At 69.5% G+C, this 16088-nt stretch carries 11 protein-coding genes and 2 pseudogenes; 8 read left to right on the forward strand and 5 right to left on the reverse strand.

All coding sequences use genetic code 11. From position 1 onward, the window contains the following. Positions 1 to 527: 527 nt before the first annotated feature. Positions 528 to 827, forward strand: a complete 300-nt coding sequence (locus tag ACZ5DC_RS37580) for a hypothetical protein (protein ID WP_468660452.1) — start codon at positions 528 to 530, stop codon at positions 825 to 827. 508 nt (positions 828 to 1335) lie between these two features. Here the strand turns inward: ACZ5DC_RS37580 and ACZ5DC_RS37585 are convergent. Both ACZ5DC_RS37585 and ACZ5DC_RS37590 read right to left on the reverse strand, forming a co-directional pair. Further along, positions 1336 to 2496 (reverse strand): annotated as a pseudogene (locus ACZ5DC_RS37585) (IS3 family transposase). Positions 2497 to 2566: 70 nt separating this feature from the next. After that, a pseudogene (locus tag ACZ5DC_RS37590) lies at positions 2567 to 2951 on the reverse strand (transposase); the annotation flags it as partial. A gap of 257 nt (positions 2952 to 3208) precedes the next feature. Between ACZ5DC_RS37590 and ACZ5DC_RS37595 the strand changes: the two are divergent. After that, entirely contained in the window at positions 3209 to 3427 is a 219-nt protein-coding gene (locus ACZ5DC_RS37595; protein ID WP_468660454.1) for a hypothetical protein, read from the forward strand. 170 nt (positions 3428 to 3597) lie between these two features. Here the strand turns inward: ACZ5DC_RS37595 and ACZ5DC_RS37600 are convergent, their stop codons facing one another. Then, complete coding sequence (locus ACZ5DC_RS37600) at positions 3598 to 4374, reverse strand: polysaccharide deacetylase family protein (RefSeq protein WP_468660456.1); 777 nt, start codon at positions 4372 to 4374, stop codon at positions 3598 to 3600. A gap of 1219 nt (positions 4375 to 5593) precedes the next feature. Between ACZ5DC_RS37600 and ACZ5DC_RS37605 the strand changes: the two genes are divergently transcribed. Then, positions 5594 to 6946: an MFS transporter gene (locus tag ACZ5DC_RS37605; protein ID WP_468660458.1), complete on the forward strand. Its 1353-nt coding sequence runs from the start codon at positions 5594 to 5596 to the stop codon at positions 6944 to 6946. Between the two features lie 488 nt (positions 6947 to 7434). Here ACZ5DC_RS37605 and ACZ5DC_RS37610 read toward each other — a convergent pair whose 3' ends face one another. Together ACZ5DC_RS37610 and fae are read right to left on the reverse strand one after the other, a co-directional pair. Next, positions 7435 to 8352: an NAD(P)-dependent oxidoreductase gene (locus ACZ5DC_RS37610; protein WP_468660459.1), complete on the reverse strand. Its 918-nt coding sequence runs from the start codon at positions 8350 to 8352 to the stop codon at positions 7435 to 7437. An 81-nt stretch (positions 8353 to 8433) separates the two neighbouring features. Then, a complete protein-coding gene (fae, locus tag ACZ5DC_RS37615) occupies positions 8434 to 8991 on the reverse strand; it encodes a formaldehyde-activating enzyme (protein WP_468660461.1) in 558 nt (185 codons plus the stop codon). Positions 8992 to 9248: 257 nt separating this feature from the next. Here fae and ACZ5DC_RS37620 point away from each other — a divergent pair, with 257 nt between their 5' ends. From ACZ5DC_RS37620 to ACZ5DC_RS37640, 5 genes are all read left to right on the forward strand, one after another. Beyond that, entirely contained in the window at positions 9249 to 10160 is a 912-nt protein-coding gene (locus ACZ5DC_RS37620; protein WP_468660463.1) for an IclR family transcriptional regulator, read from the forward strand. 414 nt (positions 10161 to 10574) lie between these two features. Beyond that, positions 10575 to 12044 carry an NAD-dependent succinate-semialdehyde dehydrogenase gene (locus tag ACZ5DC_RS37625; protein WP_468660466.1) on the forward strand — a complete coding sequence of 490 codons (1470 nt, stop codon included), beginning with the start codon at positions 10575 to 10577 and terminating at the stop codon, positions 12042 to 12044. Between the two features lie 72 nt (positions 12045 to 12116). Next, positions 12117 to 12893 (forward strand): SDR family NAD(P)-dependent oxidoreductase, encoded by a 777-nt coding sequence (locus ACZ5DC_RS37630; RefSeq protein ID WP_468660468.1) that lies wholly within the window; start codon positions 12117 to 12119, stop codon positions 12891 to 12893. A gap of 43 nt (positions 12894 to 12936) precedes the next feature. After that, a complete protein-coding gene (locus ACZ5DC_RS37635) occupies positions 12937 to 14400 on the forward strand; it encodes an FAD-binding oxidoreductase (protein WP_468660470.1) in 1464 nt (487 codons plus the stop codon). A gap of 116 nt (positions 14401 to 14516) precedes the next feature. Continuing rightward, the gene (locus tag ACZ5DC_RS37640; protein WP_468660472.1) at positions 14517 to 15944 is read left to right on the forward strand and encodes an FGGY-family carbohydrate kinase; all 1428 of its coding nucleotides are present in this window, start codon (positions 14517 to 14519) and stop codon (positions 15942 to 15944) included. Positions 15945 to 16088: the final 144 nt, after the last annotated feature.

A 16088-nucleotide genomic window follows, 5' to 3' on the forward strand; every position in this document is an offset into this window, starting at 1 on the left:
CGGGATCCCGGTGCGGCGCTGATCGCGGACGACACCAGGTTCTTGGTCCGCGAGTGGCTACATCTATGTCGCCCACTCCTGCGTTCACGCCTGCAACACAGCCAGCGCGTGTTGTGCCGACGCCGGGGCGCTTCGGCTCGCCATGGGCGAAGCCGAGCGGGCGACGGGGGTCCACCGGGACAGTCGGACGGCCGAGAGCGGGGTCACCGGGAGCTGCCAGTCGTCCGGACGATGGCTGATCTGGCACTGCGCCGGCCAGCGCGACAGGAGCACGCGAGCGAGTGATTTCGGTGGCCCGTCCGCTCGGCCGGTCTCGCCGCGGCTTCCTCGAGCCCTAATGTGCTTGACTAGGCAAGCACTGGTTGACACGCTGTCGGGCACGACGTCGTTTATGCCGTCTTTGTCTGGCCTAGTAGCTGATTGGGGTTTATGTAGTGAGCAGTGTGGATTCTATTTCGGTGGTCCGTGTATTCTGGGAGAACTTCGGCCCTACGTGTGAGCATGCGATATCTGCCTGTCGTGAGACCATGCACGAGAACGTGACATGGGAGTCGGCCTTTACGGAGACTGCACCCGTCGTGACCCTTGAGGACCTGGTGGCGTTCCTCGACCATGCCCGCATCGAATCGGGCGCCGCGAGGTACCACGTGGAGGTCAAGAGCATCGCCGAGCATGAAGGCGTGGTGCTGAGCCAGCGAATCCAGAAAATGATGGACGAGGACGGCAATGTGCTGGGTGTGCTCGACGTCATGGCGTTGACCCGGGTGCTGGACGGGAAGATCGTCTGGAACCGGGACTACTTCTACAGCACCCAGGCCGAAAGGTGACGACTCGGTTCTGGGCCTGTGCCGTCGGTGGGGCACACCCGGAGCGGTCGACATCGACATCCCACGGTAGCCTTCAGCCCGGGCCACGCGCGCCGTGCCGCTCGTAGGGGCTACAGGCCGAGAGGTGGAGCGGGCCGTCGTCCTGGGTGAGCGCGCGTCCGTGACTGTGTCCGTTTCCATGAAATGGGACGGTTCTACAGACACCCAGATGTGTCGCACCGACTGGTGCCGGTGCAGGCCCGACGCAGACTGCCGCGCCCCGGCGAGGTTCCGGGATCAGCTCCGGCAGGAGAGACAAGCGGCTATCGGTGTCTCGCGTTCCGACGCTGCGCGGGTACCGCCCTTGTCGACGTAGCCCAGGCGGATCACGTCACGGGCCAGCAACGTGGCTCGGTAGGAGTTGGCTTCGTACCGACGGGTGGGAGGTGCCCATTCTCACCATGGTGTCGGCGGCGAATGAGCTTCTTCGAGCCGAGGGGTCTGATGCAGGTTCGGGTGACAGGTGCGGTCACGCGGCCTTGAGGGCCGGCGTGGTCATGACGGTCTCGAATTCGACGGGTGTCAGCCGGCCGAGCGACGTTTATCTGCGGCGTCGGTGGTAGGTCCGCTCGATCCAGGTCACGATCGCGATCCGGAGTTCTTCGCGGGTGGCCCAGACACGGCGGTCGAAGACGTTCTTTTGCAGCAGGCTGAAGAAGGACTCCATGGCTGCGTCGTCGCCAGCAGCTCCGACCCTCCCTATCGATCCGGCCATCCGGTGGCGGTCGAGCGCCCGGACGAACTTCCGGGAGCGGGACTGCGATCCGCGAGCGCTGTGCAGAGTGCACCCGTCGACGTCTCCACGCCGGGCCACGGCGTTGTCCAGGGCTGCCACGGCCAGGGGGGACTTCATCCGCGCATCGATGCAGTAGCCCACGATCCTGTTGCTGAAGGCGTCCTTGATCGCGCGAAGGTAGAGCTTGGCTTCGCCGGTGGCGTGCTCGGTGATGTCGGCAAGCCACAGCCGGTTCGCACAGGTCGCGGTGAAGTCACGACGGACCAGGTCGTCGTGCACCGGCGGGCCGGCCTTCTTGCCCTTGCCACGCTTCTTGCCGAACACGCTTCACCAGCGGTTGTCCCGGCAGATCCGTCATGCAGTCCGGTCCGCCATCACGGCCCCGGCGCCGCGCGCTTCGTCGGCCAGGAAGCGGTAGCCGAACTCCGGGTCGTCACGGTGCGCGTCGAACAGCGCGTTCGCGCGATACGCCTCCTCCAGGATGGCATCGGTCACCGGCTGGTCCAGCCAGCGGTAGTAGGGCTGTCTGGCGAGCTTCAGCACCCGGCACGCAATCGTGACGGGCACCCCGTCCACGGCCAGCTCCTTCACGAGCGGGTAGATCCTTTTCCCGGCAGGTGCGCCTGCGACAGATAGGCCGCGGCCCGGCGCAGGACCTCGTTCTCCTGCTCCAGCAGCTTGATCCGCCGACGCGCTTCCCGAAGCTCGGCGCTCCCTGGCTGGTCACCCCGGGCGTGGTCCCGTCGTCGATGTCCGCGCGACGCATCCACTTCCACAACGTCATCGGATGGACTCCGAAGTCGGTGGCCACCTGCTCGACCTCACACCCGGCCCGCGGTTCCTCGCGACCCGCACGACGTCCTCGCGGAACTCTTCCGGATAAGGCTTGAGCACAGCGACATCCTTCTCACCCGCCCCATAGGGCAAGCCAGTTCAGATGTCACCCGATCGTGCGGCAGACCCTGTCGTAGCGGTGCAGCCAGCGCAACAGGTCGAGTCGGGCTTCGCGCTCGTCGGTCCAGGCACCGCAGTCCTGGAGGGTCTCCGTCTTGCAGGTGGCGTTGAAGGACTCAGCGAGCGCGTTGTCCGCCGAGCTGCCGAGGGCGCTCATGCTCTGGATCACGCCTGTCCTGCGGCATGCGTCGGCGAACGCTCTGCTCGTGTACTGGGCTCCGTGGTCGGTGTGCATGACCGCTCCGGCGAGGCTGCCGCGGGTGCGTTCGGCGGCGGACAGGGCGTCGGTGACGAGGTCAGCGCGCATGTGGTCCGCGATCGCCCAGCCGGCGTGAGGCGAGGTCGATGACGGTGGCCAGATACAGTAACTTCCCGCTCTCCAGCGGGACATAGGTCCCGCCCAGGATCACGTACGCCTTCGTCGACGCCGCTTGTACGGCTTCGGTGAGGGTGAGGGCGAGGGCGGCCAGGAGGTTGACGGCCTCGGTGTCATCCATACTGCCGTGCTGACATGGGAAGTTGAGAAGAGCCCAGTAGGCCGAACGTGGCGAAGACCCTCAGGGGTTCAGTAAAACTGCTCACCGTGCTTGCGAGTTGACGACCCGTCGGAAACCTCGGCTTCCTCGGTCTCGACGACGACCGGGACAACCCGGTGATCATCACCGGCTACCGCGCCGCACGCGGCCGGCGTCTGACCCGCGCGCAGAAGGGGGCGAACAAGCTCGTGGCCCGCGAACGCGCTGCGAACGAGCATGGATTCGCCGACGTGAAAAATTGGCGCGTGCTCACCAAGCTGCGCCTGAACGCCCGTCACGCCACCATGCTGCTGCTGGCTCCGCTCGTCCTCACTCGCGCCGAGGTCTCCCGGTGACGGACGATCACCTGCTACCGATCACGCCACCGGCCAGCACGAGCGCCCTCACGACCGACCGCACCTGAAATGGGATGCCGAACGAGTCGCCGGAGCTCGGCGGAACCGGTGGCCGCCGCTCCCGCGGTGGCGAGGGGCCCAGGGAGGCGGACGCTTCGCGCGTCAGTCAGTCACTTGTAGATCTTGCCGGGCTCGGCCTTGGACGGAGCGAGCAGCTGGGAGACGGTCACGAAGGTGTAGCCCTGCTTGCTGAGCGCCTTCAGGATGGAAGGCATGGCCGGCACGGTGCCCTTGTGCAGCGGGTGGAGCAGGATGATCCCGTCGCGGCCGGCGCCCTCGAGTACGCGCCTGGTGATCAGCGCGGTGTCATCCGTCTCGTAGTCCTTCGCGGTCACCGTCCACAGCACCTGTGCCATCCCCAGTTCTTTCGAGACCTTGGAGACGCGGTCGTCGGTGCGGCCCTGGGGCGGGCGCATCAGCATCGGCTCGCTGCCCGTGATGCCGGAGATGGCCCGTGCCGTGCGGCGCAGCTCGTCGCGGATCTGCGCATCAGAGACATCGGTCAGCACCGCGTGCGTCCAGGTGTGGTCCCCGATCTCGTGGCCGTCCTTGGCGATCCGCCGCACCACATCCGGGAACTTGTGGATGCGCCGGCCCTCGAGGAAGAACGTCGACGGCGCCTTGTACTCCTTCAGGAGGTCCATCAGCCGGTCGGTGGGTTCGCCCGGATTGCCGTCGAAGGTGAGCGCGATGCACTTGACCTTCCGGCAGTCCACCTGCCCCGACGGTACGCGTGCTCCTGACGCGGCCCGGTCGCGTTCCTCGCCCGGGGAGAGCGTCTCCATCTTGTTCGCCTGGATGACCATGACGACGGTCACCGTCACGGCCGCCACCACGGCCAGGGTCAGGATTATGAGCAGGCGAGGCCGCCTCTTCAGGATCTTCACTCGAAAGGAGAAGATTCAAGCGGTGGAGAGGTTGCCTAGCGACCTCGAGTGTGAGGCAGGACACGTGGTGCAGCGCGTTTCCAGTGAGCTGCGGCGCCACCTCGGATGCGATCCGCTCCGGCGCCTCCCCGACGTGCTCGGCCGCCGACAGTGGCGCTGGTGTGCCTCGCGCCGGGCGACGGCCCGCCACTGCGGCCTGCTCCAGGCGGGCCACCTCGGCTTCCGTCTCCGCCAGTCCTTGCCCAGCTGCTCGAACCGGTCCGCCAGCACGACCCGCCGCCGAATCGCCCACGTCTGCACCGCAGCCACCGGTCGCCCCCCTCTCCCGTCCTGTGAACTCCCTTGATTCCGTGGTCAGTAGACGGCACTGACCCCCTGCGGCCGCAGTTCCGGCGAATCGCTCCATGATCAGACGATCACCTGCTACCGATCACGCCACCGACCAGCATGAGCACCCCCATGACCGGCCACACCAGCCCCGTGACCTGCAAATTCAGGATGAAGCGATCTCACTGACCTGCTTCTCGTCACCAAACACCGTGTGACAACTCAGGTTCGTATCGCCCTGCCCGGAAAGCCGGCCGTGACGGCGAGGACCCGCGGCGCAGCACACCCTTGAATCCGGCGCACAGCCGAACGGTTCACGCGCCGGACCCCGCCGTCGAGTGGCCGCTGCCGCCCAGCACCGTGCGCAGCCTCGCCGCTGGCGCGGACTGCTTGGGCGGCGTACCCCCTGCGCCGCTGTGCGCGCACCTTCTCGCCGCCGGGACCGAGGTACGGCACCACGAGCGGGCGGAAACGCCCACGGACAGCTGAGGGCCGGGCCCTGCTCGCCGCCGATGCGCAGGACGACAGCGCCGACCGCGCCCGCTGGTCCGGATGTCCGTCACCCGGCCACGGGCCGGCCGCTGCGCAACCTCAGCCGTGCGGCGACCACTCGCCGCACCGCGCAGGGCGCGCCGTCGGCACACGAGGCGGACCTCGTCCGCCTGGTGGCCCGGGAACAGATCACGCGCATTGTCGTGTCCCGCTGCCGGTGGTCTTCGGCAGTGCGGTTGCCGCTGGCGCAACCATGGTTGCGATATGTGGTCCGATCTTGTTCTCGACCGTGGCCGACCTTACTTTCATGGCAGCCCGGACGGGTAGCCCGCGTGTTGCGTCACCGTCCGCCCAGCGCCACCAAGGGCAATCGAACTTTCGATGACAAGGACAGCCTGACATGGCAATGACGCCCGTCGGACAAACCCCGGTTCAACCACAGTCCACCACCGCGGACCGCGACCGCAGACGGCTGCTGCTCAAGCTGAAGCTGGCCACGCAGATAGGCGAAGGCCTCGACGGCTACATCATCGGCGGCATCGGCATGGCTCTTGCCGCGCTCACCGCCGACCTGCACCTCTCCACCCTGTGGCAGGGTCTGATCGGAGCCTCGCCGCTGATCGGCATCTTCGTCGGCGGCCCGGTCTTCGGATGGCTGGCCGACCGGCTGGGCCGTCGGCCGGTCTTCCTGATCGACATGATGATCTTCCTGGTGGGATCGGTCATCCAGTTCTTCGTCACGGATGGTCCGCAGCTGTTCGTGGTCCGGCTGGTCATGGGCATCGCGATCGGCGGCGAATACGCGATCGGCGCCCCGCTGCTGTCCGAGTACGCTCCACGCCGCAACCGCGGCCGCCTGCTGGCCAGCTTGGAGGTCAGCTGGTACGTCGGCTACATGGTGGCCACGATCGTCGGCGCAGGACTGGCCCACCTGGACGGCGGCTGGCGCTGGACGCTCGGCAGCAGCGCGATCATCGCCGCGATCTGCCTGGCACTGCGAGGAGGGGTTCCGGAGTCGGCTCGATGGCTGCTCAGCAAGGACCGGCGGGCGGAGGCCGAGGAGCTGATCGCGAGGTACGGCATGGAGATCGACGTCGAGGCGGAGGTGGCCGACGCGGAGAGGAAGGACAGCTTTCGGGCCCTGTTCAGCCGTAGACACATTCGCAGCACCGTTTTCTCCAGCTCTTTCTGGGCCTTTCTGGTACTGCCGTACTTCGCGATCGGCACGTTCTGGACCAAGGTCTTCGACGCGCTCGGTCTGGGCGACGACGCTACCGCCGCGCTGTTGGTCTACTCCGTCACCGCGGTACTGGGAGTCGCGCTCGGGACCGCGGTCGTCGACCGCATCGGCCGCCGCAAGCTGCTGATCCCGCCCTTCTGGATCACCGCCGCCAGCCTGGCGGTGGTCGCCCTGTGGCCCGACTCCACCCCGGTCGTCGTCATCGGCTTCCTGTTCTTCATCTTCCTGAATGCCGCATCCAGCGCGCTGACGGCGGTCTACCCCCTCGAGGTCTTCCCGACCTCCGTCCGCACCACCGGCGTGGGCTTCGCGGCCGCGATGAGCCGCGTCGGTGCCGCCATCGGCACCTTTCTGCTGCCCATCGGCCTCAACCACTTCGGCGTCGGTTTCGTGATGTGGACGGGAGCCGGTGTCCTGGCCCTCGGCGGCCTGATCTCCCAGTTCCTCGCACCGGAGACCACGGACATGGACCTCGCGCAGGCCGCCCGGAGCGCGCGTCCCCACCACGGCTGACCGCCCCGGGCACACCCGGGACCGAGGACGCCCGTGGCCACGACAGATATGTCTGCCGTGGCCACGGGCGTTTTGAGTGTCGTGCGGGACGGCCTTCGAGAAGGGCGCGGGAACCGGCGGGCGGCCGCACCAGACCGCACGTGAGCGCGGGAGGCTGCCCACCGATGCGGGCGTCGTGCGTCCCGGCGCCCGGTCGGCCGTGCCGTGGCGAAGCGTCTCGCCGTGACAGGCGCGACAGCGTCGCCGGGCATCGATCAGGATGCGGGGACCGGGAAGTTCGTGTGCCCCGCGCCGAGTCGAACGTGCGGTGCCCGGTCCGCGTTACGAGTCCGTGCGGAGACCGGGCCGGGGCCGTTCCGGCAGTGGGCACGACGACGCCTCGTCCCCGACAGAGTGGGATCGCCGGGCGACCCCCCGCCCGCGCAAACGACAACGCGCGTGTCCCGTCCGGGAACACGCGCGTTGGGATCTCTATGGTTCGCAGGAGTTCAGGAGGCCGCCGCCTCGATGCCGGCCAGCCGGAAGTCCTGGCCGGCCAGCTCCTCGTACAGCCTCACCGGGACCATCTCACCGGACAGGTCGCCGTAGCGGGCCCTGGCCCGGCGGTAGATCTGCTCGACCAGGGCGGACAGCTCGGTGGAGACGCCCACGTCCCGGCCCAGGTCGACGGCGAGGCCCAGGTCCTTGCAGGCCAGCGCCATCGCGAACGACTCGTCGTAGTCACCGGAGTCCAGGATGCACAGGATGTCGTTCTCGAGGAAGTTGGACGCGGCGGGGCTCGCCAGCAGCGCGGAACGCAGCACTCCTAGGTCGACACCGGCCTTGACGCCCATTGCCAGCACCTCCGAGGTGGCGACCAGATGGGCGAACCAGAGGAGGTTGATCATCAGCTTGACGGTGTAGCCGCTGCCCTGGTCGCCGACGCGCATGATCCGCTCCGGGTCTCCCATGACCTCCAAGACCGGCAGCGCACGGGTGAAGTCCGCCTCGGTGCCGCCGACGAAGATCTGCAGGGTGCCCGTGCGGGCGCCCTTGGCCATGCCGCTCACCGGGGCGTCCAGCATCCGCAGGCCCCTGGGTTCCAGTACCTCGTCCATGACCCTGCGCGCGGCCTCCGGAGTCGAGGTGGACATGTCGATCCACAGCGCTCCTTCCGGCAGGGCGGCAGCCGCCCCTCCACGCAGCATGACGTCCTCCACGATGCGCGGGTTGGGCAGCATGGTGATCAGCACGTCGGCCTTCGCGGCGCAGTCGGCCGGGGTCGCCGCCCAGGCGGCGCCCAGGGCTGTATGCTGGGCGGCACTGGCCTCCCGGACGTCGTGCACGACGACCGGATAGCCGGCTTCGATGAGGTTGCGGGCCATGTGCCCGCCCATGTTCCCGAGGCCGATGAATCCGATCTGCATGGTTTTCCCTCGCTGCTATGTGATGGGGTCGGAGTCCGGACAGGCCGCCGGGGCGGGTGGTCCGGCCGCACGGGCGACGGCTCAGTGACGGGCCGTGCCGGGGGCGGAGGCCGCCAATTGCTCGGCGCTCGGCGTGTAGAAGGGGTTGGCCGGTCCGGCCGCGGCGATACCGAGGATCTCGTCGATGCCGGGCAGGGAGCGGACGGCGGCTGCGACAGCCTCGTAGGCGGCGGTCCGCTGGTTGCGGAAGGACTCGTCCAGGTCGTCCACCTGGGGGTTGACCCACACCGCTGCGATGATCAGCAGTTCCTCCACCTCGTCCGCCGGGATCAGGCCCTGCGCGACCGCGTCGCTGACGCCGGCGGCGAGACCGGCCTGTGCGGAGCCCCAGGTGGCGCGCTCGTGCAGTTCGCCCTCGGCCTCCGCCTTGTTCACGAAGAGGGTGAAGGGCTTGACCGGGACGGAGGGGCGCACCACCGTGACGAACGGCGCGTATCCGGCGCTGGGCGAGGCCAGGGCTGTCGCCCAGGCACCCTCCACGGGACCGCCGCGGCGGCCGAGGACGATGTTGGTGTGGGCCGCGTTGGGGCCCTGACCGACGAAGGACTCGCCGATCAGCGCGGTGCGGGCGAAGGTCATGCCGAAGCTCCTCGACAGGCGGTACCAGTGGTGTCCATGTGACGCGGAACGCGTCCGGGAGAAACCCCCGGGCCCGGCGGACACGCTGGTCGGAGGCGTACGACAGCCCGTGCGCCGTCGCCGCGGGGGGCGTGGGCCGGGCCTGCTCCGGAATCTAGGCCGGTGCGGGAGACAGCGGCAAGGCGGCAACGGTAATCGCAATCACAGTTGCGCTTGCGACAACCGCGAACGGTTCGCGGTGTGTTTACCCTGGCCCCGTGCTGAGCATTTCCATGTCGGGCGAGTCGGGCCCCGCGCCCGACGGTCAGGGCCCGCCCACCACCCCCGCCACGGCGTCGCCGGGCCTGCCGGACCCCCGCGGCCCGGTCTCCGACGGCCGCGGCCGCGGACTGCGCCGGGACCTCGAACTTCTGGAAGCGCTGGCCTCCGACGAGGCCCGCGCGAACGGCGGAGGTCTCGGCGTGGTCCGGATCGCCCAGATGGTGGGCCGTGACAAGGGCCAGGTCTCCCGAGCACTGCGGGCGCTGGCCGACGAGGGCATCGTCGAACGCGATCCGGGCACCCTGGAGTACCGCGTGGGCTGGCGACTGTTCTCACTGGTCGGGCGCACCAGTGAGCAGCGCCTGTTCCGGCTGGCCCAGCCGCTGGTGCAGGACCTCGCCGTGGACCTGGAGGAGACCGCGCACCTGTGCGTCCTGCGCGACCGGCAGGTGCTCACGCTGCTGTCCCTGTCCGGGCACTCCTACCGCGCTCACGACTGGGAGGGCCAGTGGGTGCCGGCCGCCTGCACCTCCTCGGGGCGGGCCCTGCTCGTCGACGCCACACCCGACGAGCTGTACGTGCGTTTCGGCTCCGACTTGGACCTGTCACCCGGGAGGCCCGCCTCACCCGTTCACACGCTGCCGCAGCTGTGGGCGGAGATCCAGACCGTTCGGCGGCGCGGCTGGGCCGAGGAGCACGAGGAGTTCGAACCGGGACTGGTTGGGGTCTCCGCGCCGGTACGTGACTACCGGGGCCGGGTCATCGCCGCGGTCAATGTGTCCGGGCCCGTGGAGCGTCTGGGTCCGCGGACGGCCGAGGCGGGCCGCGCCACCGCTCGCACCGCCCTGCGGCTCTCGATCCAGCTGGGCTGGGTGCCGTCCGGTCCGCGGGCCGCTCCCGCCCTGTGACCGGCCGACGAGGACGGTCGGTCGGGGAGAACACCCGGACCCGGTGACGAGGTCTCCGCTGACCCGGTACTGCGGCCGAAGGCCGGGACCGCGATGCCGGACGAGCTGTTCAACGGTCCCGGCGGCGATCGCCATCGCCACCGGGGACACGGTGGGGTCGGCCCGCCGGCGGGGGCGCTGCTCAGGGGGCGGTTGTCGCCAGCGCAACCATTGTTGCGATCTTCGATGCCGCCTTGTCCGGCTCTTCGAACCGCCCGTACATTCGGCACGACCCGCGGGTCCCACCGTGCCGCGCCGACCGGGCCTTTCGGCCATCGGGATGCGGCGGCGGCGCTGCGGCCCATTCCGGCACGGGCAGCGCGGCACGGCCTCTCCCGGGCCTCACGGCACAGCCCACGAGCGAGGAATACCCCCATGGACATCAGCGACATCGCCACGGCCTCGGCCGGTGCCGGCGACCTGTTCATCGACGGAGCCTGGACACCGGCGGCGGACGGGCGCAGCTACCCCGTCGTCGACCCGGCCACCGCCGGGCTCCTGCGCGAGGTCTCCTCCGCAGGCGCCGCCGAGGCCGTCGCCGCGGTGGACGCGGCCGCGACGGCGTTCCCGGTATGGCGCTCGGTCGCCCCGCGGCAGCGGGCGGAGATCCTGCGGCGTGCGTACGACCTGATGCACGAGCGGATCGACGAGCTGGCGAAGCTGATGGTCTGGGAGAACGGCAAGTCGCTGCGGGATGCCAGGGCCGAGGTCGGGTACGCCGCGGAGTTCTTCCGCTGGTACTCCGAGGAGGCCGTGCGCATCGGCTCCGGGTTCGGCGACTCCCCCTCCGGCGGTTTCCGGCACCTGATCCGCAAGCAGCCGGTGGGCGTCACGGCCCACGTCACCCCGTGGAACCTGCCCGCCGCCATGGTGACCCGCAAGGCCGCGCCGGCCCTGGCCGCCGGCTGCACGGTCGTGCTCAAGCCTGCCCCCGAGACCCCGCTGACCGCGATCGCGATCGCGGCGATCCTGCACGAGGCGGGGCTGCCGGCGGGCGCCTTCAACGTGGTGCCCACCGACCGGGCGGCCGAGGTGGTCGGCGTGTGGATGGACGACGAGCGGGTGCGGAAGTTCTCCTTCACCGGTTCCACGGGGACGGGCAAGCTGCTGCTGCGGCAGGCCGCCGAGACGGTGAAGAACACGACGATGGAGCTGGGCGGCAACGCGCCGTTCATCGTGCTCGCCGACGCCGACGTCGATGCCGCCGTGCGCGGCGCCATGGACGCCAAGATGCGCGGCGGCGGCGAGGTCTGCATCGCCGCCAACCGCTTCTACGTGCACCGGGACGTGGCCGAGGAGTTCACCCGCAAGTTCGGCGAGGCGATGGAGGCGGTGCGCATCGGCCCCGGTCTGGAGGACGGGGTCGAGCTGGGGGCGATGGTGAACCAGGCGGCGATCGACAAGATCCACTCGCTCGTCGCCGACGCGGTCGAGCGGGGTGCGACCGTCACGGCCCAGGGACCCACGCCCGACGGGCCGGGCTGCTTCCACCCGGCGACGGTACTGTCCGGCGTCACCCCGGACGCGCGGATCATGCGCGAGGAGGTCTTCGGCCCGGTCGCCCCGATCGCCGTGTTCGACGACGAGGACGAGGTGGTGGCCGCGGCCAACGACACCCCGTACGGGCTGGCCGCCTACGTGTACTCCCGCGACCTCGGCCGTGCCGTCAGGATCGCCGAGCGGATCGAGGCGGGCATGGTCGGGATCAACCGCGGCCTGCTGTCCGATCCCGCCGCCCCCTTCGGCGGTGTCAAGCAGTCCGGCCTGGGCCGGGAAGGCGCTACGGACGGCATCGAGGCGTTCCTGGAGACCCAGTACCTGGCCGTGGAGTGGCCCGCCGGCTGACGCCGGCCAGCCGCCCGCGGCGGCACGAGGTCACCAGCGGTCCACCCACCAGCACGACGAGGTGCAGCACTCATGAACATCACCGAATTCTCCCGGGACTTCTTCTCCCTGGACGGCAAGAACGCGATCGTCACCGGCGGCAACACCGGCCTGGGGCAAGCGTTCTCCCTCGCGCTCGCCAAGGCCGGCGCGAACGTCTTCGTCCCCGCCCTGGCGGAGGACGGCGGCGAGACCGGCCGGCTCATCGAGGCCGAAGGCCGCCGGATGGAGTTCCTGGAGGCCGACATCACCGCCCCGGACGTTCCCCGGCAGGTGGTCCAGGGCTGCGTGGACGCCTTCGGATCGGTCGACATCCTGGTGAACTCCGCCGGGATCTCCAAGCTGGCCAAGGTCGAGGACTTCGGCCGCGCCGAGTGGGACCCGATGGTCTCGGTCAACCTCACCGCCGCGTTCGAGCTGGCGCACGAGGCCATCGCGCACATGATCCCGCAGCGTTCCGGGAAGATCATCAACATCGCGTCGATGTTCTCCTTCCTGGGCGGCCAGTGGTCGCCCGCCTACGCCGCCACCAAGCACGGCATCGTCGGCTTCACCAAGGCGTACTGCGACGAACTCGCCCAGCACAACATCCAGGTCAACGCGATCGCCCCCGGCTACTTCGCCACGAAGATCACCGAAGCGACCAGGTCCGACCCCGAGACCAACCAACGCGTCCTGGACCACATCCCCGCCGGCCGCTGGGGAGAGGTCGCCGACCTGATGGGCGCGACCGTGTTCCTGGCCAGCCGCGCTTCCGACTACGTGAACGGCCACGTCCTGGCCGTCGACGGCGGATACCTGGTCCGCTGAGCGGTTCAGCCCCCCTCCACCCGCAGATACGAGGTAGATCCCCATGGTCCAGTCCGCATCGAAGCTGAGCCGCGACGAGATCGTCGCCCGCCTCCGGGAGCTGGTCGGCCCCGCCCGCGTGGTCACCGACGAGGAGCAGTTGCGCCTGGCGAGCGTCGACCGCTTCAAGAAGTACCAGTCGGTGCACGGCATCTTCGACGGGCCGATCCCCGCCGCGATCGTCGAGGCCGGAAGCACGCAGGACGTGGCCGCCGTGCTGGCCTTCGCCGACGAGAACCGCGTCAACGTCGTCGCCCGCACCGGCCGCACCGGGACCGAGGGCGGTCTGGAGACCGTCGTCGAGGACACCATCGTCCTGGACGGCTCCGGCCTCGATCGGATCGTGTCCATCGACGTGGAGAACATGCAGGTCACCGCGGAGTGCGGAGTGCCGCTCCAGGTGCTGGAGGACACCCTGCGGGCGCAGGGCCTCACCACCGGCCACTCGCCCCAGTCCAAGCCGCTGGCCCAGATGGGCGGCCTGGTGGCGACCCGTTCCATCGGCCAGTTCTCCACGCTCTACGGCGCGATCGAGGACATGGTCGTCGGACTGGAGGCGGTCTTCCCCGACGGCACGGTCAGCCGGATCAAGAACGTCCCGCGCCGCTCGACCGGCCCGGACATCCGGCACATCGTCATCGGCAACGAGGGTGCCCTGTGCTACGTCACCGAGGTCACCGTCAAGGTCTTCAAGTACATGCCGGAGAACAACGAGTTCCACGGCTTCCTGGTCGACGACATGGCCACCGGCATCGCGGCGATCCGGGAGGTCGTGACCGGCGGCTTCCGGCCCTCGGTCGTCCGGCTGTACTCGCCCGAGGACGCCCGCCAGCACTTCGCCCACTTCCACCAGGGCAAGTGCGTGGTGGTCTTCGTCGCCGAGGGGCCCAAGGGCATCGTGCGCGCCACCAGCGACGAGATCGAGCGCGTCATCGACCAGTACCCGCACGAGAAGGTCGATCCGGACCTCATCCGCACCTGGTTCGACAACCTCAACTGGGGCTCGGACAAGATAGAGGCCGAGAAGGCGAGCATGCTGGCGGACCGGCACCTCGGCTACACCACCGAGGTCTCCGCCGACTGGTCGCGCACCGTCGAGTTGTACGAGAACGTGATGCGCCGCATCCGCAGCGAGTATCCGCACGCCGGCGACCTCACCATGCTGGGCGCCCACTCGTCCCACAGCTACCAGACGGGCACGAACCTCTACTTCGTGTACGACTACGACATCGACTGCGAGCCGCGCGAGGAGATCGAGAAGTACCACATCCCGATCAACGCGATCATCGTCGAGGAGGCCCTGAAGGTCGGCGGCTCGATGGTCCATCACCACGGCATCGGCAAGTACCGCACCGCCTGGACGCAGGAGGAGCACGGCAGCGCCTACCACATGCTGGCGAAGCTCAAGGCGGCCTTCGACCCCAACGGGATCATGAACAAGGGCACGATCTTCCCGATCGAGGGCTGACACCCGGCCGGGACCGACAGCCGGTCCCGGCCCACGTCGTGCGGACGTCGCGACCGGGCCGCGTCCGTACGGCTCCCACGGCGGAGCACACGGCCCGAGAAACACACGGAGCAGGCATGGCGCGCTACCTCATCGGCATCGACAACGGCTCGCAGAGTTCGAAGGTCACCATCTTCGACGAGTCCGGGACCGTCGTGTGCGAGGGCCGTCAGGCGCTGCGCCCCTACGACACCCCGCGCCCCGGGATCATCGAGCACCCGCAGGACGACCTGTGGACCTCCATCGGCGAGGCCAGCCGGCGCGCCCTGGCCGCCTTTCCCGGTGACCCGGCGGACATCGTCGGCGTCGGCCTGTGCACCATCCGCTTCTGCCGCGCCCTGCTGCGCGCCGACGGCACTCTGGCGAGCCCGGTGATGAGCTGGATGGACGAGCGCGTCTCGCGCCCGTACGAACACACCGATCCGCAGGTGCGGTACGTCACCACCTCCTCCGGCTACATCACCCGCCGCCTCACCGGGCGGAGCAGGGACACCGCGGCCAACTACGCGGGCATGTGGCCGATGGACTCCGACACCTGGCGGTGGACGGCCGACGACGCGGAGCTGGCGAAGTACGGCATCCCCCGGGAGATGCTCTTCGAGACGGTGCAGCCCGGCGACGTACTCGGAGAGGTCACCGCCGAGGCGGCCGCGCACACCGGGATCCCGGCCGGCCTGCCGGTGGTCGCCACCGCCAACGACAAGGCCGTCGAGGCACTCGGCTGCGGTCTGAGCGACCCCGGCACCCTGCTGGTCTCCCTGGGCACCTACGTGGCCGGGATGGCCACCGGGGCCCGCAACGTCAAGGACGCGACCGGCTTCTGGACCAACTACGCGAGCCGGCCCCACGAGTACCTCTACGAGAGCTTCGGGGTGCGGCGCGGGATGTGGACCGTCAGCTGGTTCCGCGACCTGCTGGGTGAAGAGGCGGCGCAGGCCGCGGCCCGCGAAGGAATGTCCGTCGAGGAGGCCCTCAACCGCGGAGCCGCCACCGTTCCGGCCGGTTCGGACGGCCTGATGACGGTGCTCGACTGGCTCGCTCCCACCGACGCCCCGTACCGCAAGGGCTCCATCCTCGGTTTCGACGGCCGGCAGGGGCGGTTCCACATCTACCGCTCCATCCTGGAGGCGCTGGCGCTGACCGTGCACGGGCACGCCATGACGATGGGCGCCGAACTCGGCACGGACTACCAGCAGACGATCGTCTCGGGCGGCGGCTCCCACTCCCACGTGATGATGCAGATCTTCGCTGACGTCTTCGGCGTCCCCGCCGTGCGTGCCGCCGTCAACAACGCCGCGGGCCTCGGTGCGGCGATCTGCGCCGCGGTCGGTGTGGGCCTGTACGCGAGCTTCGACGACGCCGTCGACGCCATGGTCCGCCCCGGAGCCGTCTTCCGTCCCGACCCCGGAAACCACCCTCTCTACCAGCGGATGCACGAGGTGCGCCGGGACATCCTCGCGCAGACGGACCCCATCTACCGCGCCTCGTACCGGCTCTTCGGCTGACCGCATCGGTCACGGGTTCAGCGGACCTGGACGACAGCCGCATGTGCCAGTCCGGCCGCGCGTCCACGGGCACCGGCGGCCGCCCTTCGCCGCGGTCGTGGGAGCGCGGACCGTTCGCCGGCCGCTCACCTCACCTGCGGGCCT

It is taken from the genome of Streptomyces sp. NPDC031445, assembly GCF_055581365.1.